Annotated in this window: 5 protein-coding genes, 2 tRNA genes and 3 rRNA genes; 6 read left to right on the top strand and 4 right to left on the bottom strand. The window is 44.2% G+C overall.

Annotated elements, in window-relative coordinates; all coding sequences use genetic code 11:
• Positions 1–595 precede the first annotated feature (595 nt).
• The 5 genes from BUE31_RS29835 to rrf all read left to right on the top strand — a co-directional run bounded on the left by BUE31_RS29835 (position 596) and on the right by rrf (position 6,252).
• Positions 596–2,117 (top strand): 16S ribosomal RNA (locus BUE31_RS29835).
• A gap of 319 nt (positions 2,118–2,436) precedes the next feature.
• Positions 2,437–2,511, top strand: a tRNA-Ile gene (locus BUE31_RS29830).
• A 128-nt stretch (positions 2,512–2,639) separates the two neighbouring features.
• Positions 2,640–2,713: transfer RNA gene (locus tag BUE31_RS29825), tRNA-Ala, on the top strand.
• 258 nt (positions 2,714–2,971) lie between these two features.
• Positions 2,972–5,852: ribosomal RNA gene (locus BUE31_RS29820) — 23S ribosomal RNA — on the top strand.
• Positions 5,853–6,140: 288 nt separating this feature from the next.
• A 5S ribosomal RNA gene (gene rrf, locus BUE31_RS29815) occupies positions 6,141–6,252 on the top strand.
• The 16S, 23S and 5S rRNA genes sit together here with 2 tRNA genes alongside, the layout of an rRNA operon.
• A 15-nt stretch (positions 6,253–6,267) precedes the next feature.
• Here rrf and BUE31_RS29810 read toward each other — a convergent pair.
• From BUE31_RS29810 to BUE31_RS29795, 4 genes are all read right to left on the bottom strand, one after another.
• Entirely contained in the window at positions 6,268–6,513 is a 246-nt protein-coding gene (locus BUE31_RS29810; protein WP_073407581.1) for a hypothetical protein, read from the bottom strand.
• A 300-nt stretch (positions 6,514–6,813) separates the two neighbouring features.
• Positions 6,814–7,863 (bottom strand): DUF6807 domain-containing protein, encoded by a 1,050-nt coding sequence (locus BUE31_RS29805; RefSeq protein WP_083620523.1) that lies wholly within the window; start codon positions 7,861–7,863, stop codon positions 6,814–6,816.
• Positions 7,864–7,865: 2 nt separating this feature from the next.
• Positions 7,866–9,224 carry a Gfo/Idh/MocA family protein gene (locus BUE31_RS29800; RefSeq protein ID WP_073407580.1) on the bottom strand — a complete coding sequence of 453 codons (1,359 nt, stop codon included), beginning with the start codon at positions 9,222–9,224 and terminating at the stop codon, positions 7,866–7,868.
• Between the two features lie 397 nt (positions 9,225–9,621).
• Positions 9,622–10,092: a hypothetical protein gene (locus tag BUE31_RS29795; protein ID WP_073407587.1), complete on the bottom strand. Its 471-nt coding sequence runs from the start codon at positions 10,090–10,092 to the stop codon at positions 9,622–9,624.
• Between the two features lie 161 nt (positions 10,093–10,253).
• Between BUE31_RS29795 and BUE31_RS29790 the strand changes: the two genes are divergently transcribed.
• A complete protein-coding gene (locus tag BUE31_RS29790) occupies positions 10,254–12,671 on the top strand; it encodes a TonB-dependent receptor (RefSeq protein WP_073407579.1) in 2,418 nt (805 codons plus the stop codon).
• The last annotated feature ends 2 nt before the right edge of the window (positions 12,672–12,673 follow it).

Here is a 12,673-nt window from a genome sequence, read left to right as displayed (position 1 = left end):
GCTAAAAAATAAGTTAAAAAAAGGCTTGACAGGAAGAAAAAAAAGTCACATCTTTGCAGCCCGCAAACGAGGGAGATAAAAGAGAGGGGAAGCGGGGAAAAGAGGCAAACAAAAAATAAAAAAAATAAAGTTTGCAAGTTTAAAAAAGGTTCATACCTTTGCAGTCCCAAAAGAAAGGGGCGAAAAAACGAAAGGAAGCCGGAAACGGAAGAGCGTCGGAAGCTGAGAAAAGAGGGGAGCGATTCCGGAAAAGAAAGCTAAAAAAAAGGAAAGAAATTTCCGAAACAAAAAGGGAGAAGGAAGCGATTTCCGGATCAATAAAAAATGAAAGTTAGACGGCGTAACAACCAGAAAAACATATAGCCTGACTGAGACAGAAAGGCGTAAAAGTTCTTATAAGATACTGGATAATCATGTAGCGTAACGGTAGATCACTGTTACGAAACAAAGAGAGAAAAGGGATACTGTATAAAGATACAACAGTGAACGGATCGGAATAGAAGAGAGAAGCGATTCAAACGACGAACTCCACCGGGCACGAAATTTTACAGATTCTATTATTAATAATAGGGTCAGTGAACAAACAAAACATTTTACAATGGAGAGTTTGATCCTGGCTCAGGATGAACGCTAGCGGCAGGCCTAATACATGCAAGTCGGACGGGATTGGAGAGCTTGCTTTCCATGAGAGTGGCGCACGGGTGCGTAACACGTATGTAACCTACCCTTATCAGGGGGATAGCCTCTCGAAAGAGAGATTAAGCCCGCATAATATGAAGACACAGCATTGTGATTTCATCAAATATTTATAGGATAAGGATGGGCATGCGGAACATTAGCTAGTTGGTAAGGTAATGGCTTACCAAGGCTACGATGTTTAGGGGATCTGAGAGGATGACCCCCCACACTGGTACTGAGACACGGACCAGACTCCTACGGGAGGCAGCAGTAAGGAATATTGGTCAATGGGCGCAAGCCTGAACCAGCCATGCCGCGTGCAGGAAGACGGCCCTACGGGTTGTAAACTGCTTTTGTACCGGAATAAACCACAGTTCGTGAATTGTGCTGAATGTACGGTAAGAATAAGGATCGGCTAACTCCGTGCCAGCAGCCGCGGTAATACGGAGGATCCAAGCGTTATCCGGATTTATTGGGTTTAAAGGGTGCGTAGGCGGCCTGTTAAGTCAGGGGTGAAAGACGGTAGCTCAACTATCGCAGTGCCCTTGATACTGATGGGCTTGAATGTACTAGAGGTAGGCGGAATGTGACAAGTAGCGGTGAAATGCATAGATATGTCACAGAACACCAATTGCGAAGGCAGCTTACTATGGTATGATTGACGCTGAGGCACGAAAGCGTGGGGATCAAACAGGATTAGATACCCTGGTAGTCCACGCCCTAAACGATGAATACTCGATGTTAGCGATATACAGTTAGCGTCAAAGCGAAAGCGTTAAGTATTCCACCTGGGGAGTACGCCCGCAAGGGTGAAACTCAAAGGAATTGACGGGGGCCCGCACAAGCGGAGGAGCATGTGGTTTAATTCGATGATACGCGAGGAACCTTACCCGGGCTTGAAAGTTAGTGAATGATACAGAGACGTATCAGTCCTTCGGGACACGAAACTAGGTGCTGCATGGCTGTCGTCAGCTCGTGCCGTGAGGTGTTGGGTTAAGTCCCGCAACGAGCGCAACCCCTATGTTTAGTTGCCAGCACGTTAAGGTGGGGACTCTAAACAGACTGCCTATGCAAATAGAGAGGAAGGAGGGGACGACGTCAAGTCATCATGGCCCTTACGTCCGGGGCTACACACGTGCTACAATGGGCAGTACAGAGGGCAGCTACCTGGCAACAGGATGCCAATCTCAAAAAGCTGTTCACAGTTCGGATCGGGGTCTGCAACTCGACCCCGTGAAGTTGGATTCGCTAGTAATCGCAGATCAGCAATGCTGCGGTGAATACGTTCCCGGGCCTTGTACACACCGCCCGTCAAGCCATGGAAGCTGGAAGTGCCTGAAGTGCGTAACCGCAAGGAGCGTCCTAGGGTAAAGTCGGTAACTGGGGCTAAGTCGTAACAAGGTAGCCGTACCGGAAGGTGTGGCTGGAATACCTCCTTTCTGGAGCAGTATCCACAAATCTCTCTCTTATAAGCGTAATAGCGAAAGCTGTTTAGCTACATGACCAGGTTCTTATATATTAGTTGATTAGGTTGATTAAGTTGAATGGTTGATTGGGTTGAGAAACTAAATCAATCGCTAATTCACTACATCAGTCCTTCACTAATTAAAACGAAACAAAAGGAAAACCCAAAAGATGAAGCCATTAGTAAGGTGACAGTCAAGTGGGCGGCGAGATTGTAAGAAATTACGGTTTACGATTTACGAGAAAACGATTGTTAAATCCGAAATCGAAAATCTGAAATCCGAAATAACAAACAGTCCTGTAGCTCAGCTTGGTTAGAGCACTACACTGATAATGTAGGGGTCAGCAGTTCAAATCTGCTCGGGACTACGGCGCAGCAAAGCTGCGAGGCGTTAGGGAAATAGAGATCAGAGGTTAGAGATCAGCGATTAGGAGGAAACAACTAATCACTAGTTAACTAATCACTAATTAACTAGTCACTAATTAACTCATCCAAAGGGGGATTAGCTCAGCTGGCTAGAGCACCTGCCTTGCACGCAGGGGGTCAACGGTTCGAATCCGTTATTCTCCACGAACCCACCATTTGCCTACCAAGGCATGGATAATGAAAAAGGCGATCCGCAATGGAAGACCGGGGTAAAAGTTCTTTGACATATTGGAAGAAGTAAATTAAAAGAGAAAACAACAGAAGAGGACTGTTGAGGCTTCAAAAGTTTACAAAGATTAAAGGTAAAGAGGTAGCAATACTAATGAACCAATGAACGAGTGAGCTAATGAACGCAACAAGAATCAAAAAAGCATACATACCGAGCAAAAGGCGGTATAGTAGAAGAAAGTAAGAAAGGGTACACGGGGGATGCCTTGGCTCTCAGAGGCGATGAAGGACGTGATAAGCTGCGATAAGCTGCGGGGATCAGCAAATATGAATTGATCCGCAGATTTCCGAATGGGGAAACCTAACTATTTGAAGAATAGTTGCATAAATGCGCGAACCTGCTGAACTGAAACATCTAAGTAAGCAGAGGAAGAGAAAACAACAGTGATTTCCTGAGTAGTGGCGAGCGAAAGGGAAGAAGCCCAAACCGGCTATGTTACGGCATAACCGGGGTTATAGGACCACAACATGAACATTAAATAAAACCGGAACGGGGTGGGAAACCCGGCCATAGAGCATGAGAGCTGCGTACGGGTAATAGATAATGGAATAGTGGTATCCTGAGTACCGCGAGGTCGGAGACGCCTTGTGGGAATTTGCCGGCACCATCCGGTAAGGCTAAATACTCCTGAGAGACCGATAGTGAACCAGTACCGTGAGGGAAAGGTGAAAAGAACCCCGAACAGGGGAGTGAAATAGAACCTGAAACCGTGTACTTACAAGCGGTCGGAGCGGACTTGATCCGTGACGGCGTGCCTTTTGCATAATGAGCCTACGAGTTACTCTTTCCTGGCAAGGTTAAGTGTTTAAGACACGGATCCGAAGCGAAAGCGAGTCTGAATAGGGCGTATAGTCAGGGGAGGTAGACGCGAAACCTTGTGATCTACCCATGGACAGGTTGAAGGTGCCGTAACAGGTACTGGAGGACCGAACCGATAAACGTTGAAAAGTTTCCGGATGATCTGTGGGTAGGGGTGAAAGGCTAATCAAACTGGGAAATAGCTCGTACTCCCCGAAATGTTTTTAGGAACAGCCTGGCGGTTGAGTTATTAAGAGGTAGAGCTACTAATTGGGTGCGGGGGAGTCAAATCCTACCAAATCCAGATAAACTCCGAATGCTTAATAATATACGCTGGAGTGAGGCTCTGGGTGCTAAGGTCCAGGGCCGAGAGGGAAAGAACCCAGACCATCAGCTAAGGTCCCTAAATTACCACTAAGTTGAACTAACGAGGTCCGATTGCACAGACAGCTAGGATGTTGGCTTGGAAGCAGCCATTCATTTAAAGAGTGCGTAACAGCTCACTAGTCGAGCGATCGGGCATGGATAATAAACGGGCATCAAGTGGTATACCGAAGCTATGGATTATGCAGCAATGTATACTGGTAGGGGAGCATTCTAAATTCCGGTGAAGCAGGAAGGTAACTGACTGTGGAGGGCTTAGAAAAGCAAATGTAGGCATAAGTAACGATAAGGCGGGAGAGAAACCCGCCCACCGAAAGACTAAGGTTTCCTGATCAACGCTAATCGGATCAGGGTTAGTCGGGGCCTAAGGTGAAGCCGAAGGGCGTAGCCGATGGACAACTGGTTAATATTCCAGTACTTTTTATAACTGCGATGCGGTGACGGAGTAGTGACACTGACGCGAACTGACGGAATAGTTCGTTAAAGGCCGTAGGTATATGGACTGTAGTAAAGTACGCAGACCATGCTGAAAGCTGATAGTACGCAGAACCTTCGGGGGATGTGATAGTTCAGGTAATCAGACTTCCAAGAAAACCCGCTAAGCTTCAGGTTATAAAAACCCGTACCGTAAACCGACACAGGTAGTCGAGGAGAGAATCCTAAGGTGCTCGAGTGAATCATGGCTAAGGAACTCGGCAAAATGGCCCTGTAACTTCGGGAGAAGGGGCGCTGGTAGCAATATCAGCCGCAGTGAAAAGGCCCAGGCGACTGTTTAACAAAAACACATGGCTATGCAAAATCGAAAGATGACGTATATGGCCTGACACCTGCCCGGTGCCGGAAGGTTAAGAGGGGATGTTAGGGTTAAACCGAAGCATTGAATCGAAGCCCCGGTAAACGGCGGCCGTAACTATAACGGTCCTAAGGTAGCGAAATTCCTTGTCGGGTAAGTTCCGACCTGCACGAATGGTGTAACGATCTGGGCGCTGTCTCAGCCATGAGCTCGGTGAAATTGTGGTATCGGTGAAGACGCCGGTTACCCGCAACGGGACGGAAAGACCCCATGCACCTTCACTACAACTTAACATTGAAATCGGCTACAGGATGTGTAGGATAGGTGGGAGACTGTGATCATGCTTCGCTAGGAGTATGTTAGTCAACGTTGAAATACCACCCTTTCTGTATCTGGTGTCTAACTCCGTAATGCGGAGGACATTGTTTGGCGGGTAGTTTGACTGGGGTGGTCGCCTCCAAAAAGGTAACGGAGGCTTTCAAAGGTAAGCTCAATACGCTTGGTAACCGTATGAGGAGTGCAATAGCATAAGCTTGCTTGACTGTGAGGCAGACAAGCCGAGCAGGGTCGAAAGACGGATATAGTGATCCGGTGGTTCTGCATGGAAGGGCCATCGCTCAAAGGATAAAAGGTACGCTGGGGATAACAGGCTGATCTCCCCCAAGAGCTCATATCGACGGGGAGGTTTGGCACCTCGATGTCGGCTCGTCACATCCTGGGGCTGGAGAAGGTCCCAAGGGTTGAGCTGTTCGCTCATTAAAGTGGCACGCGAGCTGGGTTCAGAACGTCGCGAGACAGTTCGGTCCCTATCTGTTGTGGGCGCAGGAAGTTTGAGTGGGGCTGACCTTAGTACGAGAGGACCGGGTTGGACGAACCACTGGTGAATCTGTTATGGCGCCAGCTGTATTGCAGAGTAGCTACGTTCGGAATAGATAAGCGCTGAAAGCATCTAAGTGCGAAACTAGCCACAAGATGAGACTTCCATTGAGGGTCGTAGCAGACTACTACGTTGATAGGTTACAGGTATAAAGGTGGTGACATCATAGCCAAGTAATACTAATCGCCCGAAGCTTTCTCATAGCAGGTAATTATGGTTCATTAGTCACTGGTTCATTAGTTCATTGGTAGCAATACCGGTAAACGAAGAATAAGTACTAATGAACCGAACACTAAAACTGTTGTTTTCTCAATTTATTTGCTTCTTTCAATTATGTTTAAGTTTGTGGTCATTAGTCACTTGTCATTAGTCATTGGACTAAGCAAGCAGACAATAAGATCAGGAACAAAAAAAAGATATTAAGTTAGCGGTTATAGCCATCAGTCAAATCAAATGACTAATGACACAATGACCAATGACTAAAAGAAATTCAGGTGCCTATATCGGCGGTGTCCACCTCTTCCCATTCCGAACAGAGAAGTTAAGCCCGCCAGAGCCGATGGTACTGCAGTAAAATGTGGGAGAGTAGGTCGGTGCCAAATCTTATCAAGTCCCTTTCATCTAACGATGAAGGGGTTTCTTGTTTTATAACCCTTTTGCACCGAAAATGGCGCTAAGGGTGCTCCCTTTAATAACTCTTTAAAGAATATCTGTAGCCGCTTTCTTTTTCCTTCATCATCAACTTCGGCTTCCAGGTAAATGCGTCTATCAAACTCGTTGGCTGTTAAGTTTTCGAGATCGGCCAGGGCATACCAGGTACCTTGGTCAAGAAACTGAATGCCGTCTCTCACTTTTTTGTCCATACTACAAATCCTACTATTCCCAATGGAATTGAGCACAAAGAGAACCAGCCAAATACACCCAAATTATACAAAAAGCCACCATAGTCGACTCCGCCTATTATGCATGGGTGCACATTACCTTCATTGAGCTAACATCCGTGACCGTTAGCAATAATTCCGGCTATCGCTGCCGATAATATTGGCGACGCTATAAATAAAATAATAATAAGGTAGCCAATACTAGCTCTCGACCACAGCTTTCCTTTGCTTCTGAAATATAATGCAGACACGAATCAGGGATAAAATTGTAATTCAAATACGTTAATTACTGTTCCCAAATGCTTTTGCAAGTTTATTAAGCTCATTCACATCCATAGTCCTTTCACCATCGTTAATAACAATCCTATACCTAAAGGTAACTGATTCCCCTTTTTTCAAACTTAAATTTTTTTCCGATTTTCCATTGGTAAAAATCTTTTCGCCAAGCGGATTGGCTGCAAATAAACCGTATCCCCGGGCATGCCAAAACGTAGGGTAGTTAGGATTTTTAGGATGATCAATTATCGCTATACTTACCGAATCCGTTCCCATTTTGCCATAAACTTTGCACCAAACCCCGCGACTGCTCCATGCATCGTTGCCTGTTTTACCTGCACTTGTTATATAATTGCCGTTAGCTAAATGGTCAGTACCACCTTTAACTACAGTCACATTGCCTTTGTTATCGGTAAATTTCTGGTCTTCTGTAGTTGGCATTTGCAGTTCATGTGCCAACCGCAAACCTAGCATTCCGTCTTTAGCGTCTTTAAAAACTGCATCAACATTTGCTTTTAAAGTAGTAACCCGGTCAATTATACGCTGGTTTTTGTTCCCGCTAAATTCAAAGCGGGTAGTTTCTTCTAAAATTATATCCTTTTGCTGGTTTGTCCAGTTAGCATGATAGGCTAATATGCCCGTTTTTCCACCGGTTGCCTTCAATATTTTATCGGTACGGATCCATCCGTACAAGCTCTTTTTGTTTGCAGGTATTGCGTACGAGTTGTTCCAGAAGTCAAGGCCGTTCAGGTTTTCAAAATTAAACCAAAGGCCCATATGATGCGGATGGTCTGTTGGTTCCCCTGGTTTTGGATTAAGCGGGAAACCACGGGTAACAATGGTACCATTAGCGGCATACAACGGGTATAATACAGGCTTTTCCAGGCTGTCGGGGTAAAGGAAAGTGGTAAACAACTTACCCCCGATAGAAATATCGACTTTATTTTCTGTTGCTGATCTCACCACTTTTACCGGCTCGCTTTTCTGAGCTACCGCTATTACAGGTAGCGTAATAATCGCCATGGCAAATCCCAATTTTATGAAACTGGTTATCATGGTTATGAATATTTAAATATTTTACCATTTGCCATTACTTCCTGTGTTTTCTCATCGAAAGTGGCCTTATAACCGGTATGTACAGCAGCGTTGGTCATAATGTTTGCTATGGAATGGCTATACCCTGCTTCAACAGGCGCATTTGGTTGTTTACGACTGCGTACACATTCCATCCAGTTGCGTACATGATTTGATGTAAGTACATCGCCACCAGTGTTGGCCGAAGCTATTACCTTTTCGGTATTTGCCAGGCTAACTTCAGGCAACAGGTTGGCTTGCATATTCATGGCTGCAGCCATTTTTTGGGTTAAGCCGCCGGTTGGCGAAACTGTATTGGTGTTAAGATTTAACTCGCCACCGTTTGAATAATAGATCTCTGCCGGATGCTCGTCGCCATTGTGCATGCGCGAACCAAAAGTAACCTGGAAGCCTGTAGAGGGATCATCCAGCGGGCCATAATCAAAGGCTGCTAAAATAGTATCCCAGTTCCTGCGTCCATCTTTCCACATATATATACCGCCGTTGGCAACAACACTACGGGGATGTTTAAGCCCGGTAAACCAGTGTACAGTATCAATTTGGTGGCTCATCCACTGTCCGGGCAGGCCTGATGAGTATGGCCAGAACAATCGGTATTCCAGGTATATACGCGGATCAAATGGCTCGTACGGGCGGTTCATAATAAAACGTTTCCAGTCGGTATCAGCTTCTTTTAAAACGCTTAACAGTTCAGGTCGGCGCCAGCGTCCAGGTTGGTTAACGTTCCAGGTAAGCTCAACCATAGTAATAGGGCCAAATTTGCCTGAGCGGATAAAGCCATTAGCGGCGTGATAATTGGCGCCGCTTCTGCGCTGCGAACCTATCTGCACAATTTTACCCGACTCTTTAACTGCTTTAAGAGCTGCACGGTTATCTTCCATGGTTTCAGCAAATGGCTTTTCAACGTATGCATCGCAGCCAGCCTTTACTGCTTCAATGGCATGGCGGGCATGCTGAAAATCGGCAGTGCTGATAAATACAGCATCAACTGTTTTGCTCTCGTATAATTCTTCGTTATTGCGAAATGCCCTTACATCATTTTGCATCTTTTCTTTCCAGATAGATGCACCCTCTTCCCTGCGTCTTTTCCAAATGTCTGACACCCCAACCACTTCAAAATTAAGTTCTTTGCAGTGGTTCATAAAGCTGGGAATATGCGAGCTTCTGTGCCTGTCGGAAAATCCGACAACACCAACCCTCACCCTATCGTTAGCGCCGATGATGCGTTTGTAACTTTTAGCGCTCCAGCTGTTTTTGGCCAGCAATACCCCAGCCCCGGCCAACGCGGCCTGCCTGATAAATTTACGACGTGATTCTTCCATAGATGTTTATAGTTTAATGGGTTATGATCCCGAAATCAAAGCTGCTGTCCGGCACAAACAGCCGTGCTAACAAGAACAAGTAAATTGGTTTAATATAGTGTCAAGTAAACAGTTTTAAGGCTTGTCACAGTTTGTCTTTTCCCGACTTAGAACTTAAGACTAATTGCAATTCATAATTGAGGCGACACTAGTTTGGTAACCAGTAAAATATTAATGAAGTTACGTAAAAAGTAATAGCATCTCTGTAAGATGTGTATTACAATAGCCGGAGATTAATTTTTTTTATGCAGGAGATCACCCTGTGACAGCTGATCTCTAAAAAAATGTCTACAAAAAATGATAGTATAAAAGTATTTTCTTAATTCCTGGCTCTTAACTCCTGATTCTATTTTTCCTGTTATTTCACCTTCAAATATTTCTCAATTACAATTCTGTCAATCCCGGTACCTTCAACTTTTTCAACTCCCTTTTGAATCAGCGTATCGCCACTAAAGGTAATGGTAAAGGTAAACGGTTTGCCTTCCCAGGCTTTGTCTTTATAATAATCAAGGTGTTCGGTGTACTGGTCGCCTTTTAAAGTGTAGCGGCCGCCGCCTGCATCAAATTTGTTTGATGAATCTTTGGCAGTATTTATTATATGGTTTAAAAAGGCAAAATGTGTTTCATTGATCACTTTTATCATTTCCTGATCTTTTGGATAGCTGTTAGCCTGGCTCTGTCCTTTGGAAATGGTAGCGCCCGATACCAGGTGCCAGGTACCGATAATAGGATTAGTTGCTACAGGCTCCTTTTTTTCGGCCGGGTTGTTACAGGCCATTAAAAAAGCAACTGCTGATAGTGATAAGAAAGCTACAGGTTTAAATTTCATAATGTGTGGTTTATTTGCTAAATATATAAAATTCATCATAAAGTTATCGGCATTATTACCTTACAGGTTTAACAGATTTTATATATTTGGGCAATAACCAATTCATCGGAATTACATCCCCTTCGGTAATTTCATCGTTCTTAAATTCTTAAATAATAGTTTTGAAATACATTTTTACTTCTATCCTCTTTATACTTATATACAGTAATTTATCAGCCCAACTAAAACTTGGCGGAACCATTAATACCCTTGCAAAACGCCCTGTTGGTTTTGCACCTGTTAATCTGAAGGGTTTGGATAATAACAGTGACAAAAATTTACAAGCGGATAGCACCGGCCATTTTAGCTTTAATAACTTAACTGCCGGCAAATATTTGGTAAGTACCTCGGTTTTGGGCTATGTGCCCGCGCAACTTAAACTTACCCTAACCCGCGATACTGCTGTAAATATAATTTTAGCAATAACCAATACGCAGCTAAGCGAGGTAACTATTACCAGCAGCAAGCCTGTGATAGAAAATAATACCGAGAAACTGGTTTACAATGTATCATCAAGTATTACGGCAAATGGAGGGGATGCACTTGCTGCTTTAAGCAAAGTGCCTGGGATACGGGTTAATAACAACGAGATTAGTATTGCCGGTAAGGGCATGGTACGCGTAATGGTGAACGACAGGCTGATACAATTAGCAGGGGAGGACCTTACACGATTTTTAAAATCCATGTCGGCTAACCAAATCTCGAAGATCGAGCTGATCAAAAATCCGTCTGCCAGTTATGATGCAGAAGGAAATGCAGGCCTTATTAATATCACTACCAAGCAAAGCAAAAAACAAGGTTTATCAGGCAATGTGCAATTAAGCGATAAGCAATGGCTGCACAGCCCGGCAAATGTTTTTGGCACCAGCAATTACTGGATGCTGAACAGCAGCGCAAACCTTAATTATAATTCAAAAAAACTATCAGCCTATGCCAGTCTGAATGTTAATGGCGATCATGAGCTGGAAGGTTTTGAAACCGATGTATTTTATCCCAAACAAACCTGGAAGCAAACTGATACCGGTAATTATCGCTTACATGAATATAGCTATGTTTTAGGGCTCGATTATAAGCTAAGCCCTAAAGCTACAATTGGCTTTAATTACCTTGGCGGTACTACCACCTACGATGGATCAGACCATGTGAATAACCCGGTTTATAATCAAAGCAGCCAACTGGATAGTACGCTTCGCACCTTTGCCACTTATCACCCCATAGCTATCAGCAATTCCATTAACCTGCATAGCGTTATCAAGTTTGATACCACCGGTAAAAAGTTGTCGTTAAATGCCGATTATTTTAATTACTATCGAACAGACCGTTCCGATTTTGAAAGCAATACATATTTGCCTGATGGATCAGCCATCCCGACATCCAACACGCGCTATCACGATAATAACAAACAAAACATAAACGTATATACCTTTAAGGCTGATGCCGAAATACCTACCGCTTTTGCCAAGCTGGCCTTTGGTGGCAAGCTGAGCTTTATTGATACCTACAGCAATGCCTTTTATTATAACAGAACGGGTGTAAATACCCTCACGTACAATACCAACCTGAGCAACGAGTTTGACTATAAGGAGAACACGCAATCCGCTTATTTTAATTTGGATGGTGAAAAGAAAAAATGGAAATACCAGGCAGGTTTACGGGGCGAGTTAACCCAAACCACAGGGTACTCTTACACGCTTAATACTACTAACGTTAATAAGTATTTTCGTCTGTTTCCGTCAGTGCTTATAGGCTACCAGGTTGATACAGCGGATAGCTTTGCCCTAACTTTTGGCCGACGGATTAACAGGCCCGTTTTCTGGAATTTAAATCCGTTCAAATCATTATACACAGCCTACAGTTATGGAGAAGGTAATCCTTTTTTGCAGCCGGAGTATAATACCAATATAGAGCTTTCACATACCTATAAAAATATCCTTACCTCGGGCTTGTTCTTAAACATTACGGATAATGGTTTTTATAATGTGACAGTTGCCAGCGCAGATACCAACCTGGTTTACACCATTCCACTCAACTTTATTAAAACTTACAGGGTCGGGATCTCAGAGAGTTTAACCCTGCACCCTTTTGAATGGCTGGATAATAATGAACAGGTAACGGCTTACCATACCAGCGCTCATTCTAATCTGCCATATATCAACAGTATTAAGGGTTATGGATTATATTTGGCTACCAATAACACCATTTATTTTAATAAGGATAAAACATTCGCGTCTGCCGTAAACTTCTGGTATCAGTTTCCGGAGATTGACCATATTGGCCGTGCCGATGCCTATTATAAATTGGATGTGGGTTTCAGTGCTATGGCCTTGCAAAAGAAGCTCAACATCAGCTTAAATCTTAATGATGCTTTCAGGAGCAGTGCAAACGCTGTAACTACTACTGTTAACGGCATCCGCGAAAAGTTCACCAATTTTCAGCTAAACAGGTTTGTGCAATTAGCCGTGAGCTACCGCTTTGGCAAGGAAGCAAATACCGGAAAAGCGGATACGGGGAATGCGGATGAACGGGGGAGGGCACATTAAGT

It is taken from the genome of Mucilaginibacter sp. OK098, assembly GCF_900142915.1.
Lineage (GTDB): Bacteria > Bacteroidota > Bacteroidia > Sphingobacteriales > Sphingobacteriaceae > Mucilaginibacter.
Note: the sequence above shows the minus strand (reverse complement) of the source record. Positions and strands in the feature narration are given on the sequence as shown.

Excerpts from the sequence above, each read along its gene's own strand:
- BUE31_RS29810 (WP_073407581.1), bottom strand. The coding sequence starts at position 6,513 with ATGGACAAAAAAGTGAGAGACGGCATTCAGTTTCTTGACCAAGGTACC.
- BUE31_RS29805 (WP_083620523.1), bottom strand. The coding sequence starts at position 7,863 with ATGATAACCAGTTTCATAAAATTGGGATTTGCCATGGCGATTATTACG.
- BUE31_RS29800 (WP_073407580.1), bottom strand. The coding sequence starts at position 9,224 with ATGGAAGAATCACGTCGTAAATTTATCAGGCAGGCCGCGTTGGCCGGG.
- BUE31_RS29795 (WP_073407587.1), bottom strand. The coding sequence starts at position 10,092 with ATGAAATTTAAACCTGTAGCTTTCTTATCACTATCAGCAGTTGCTTTT.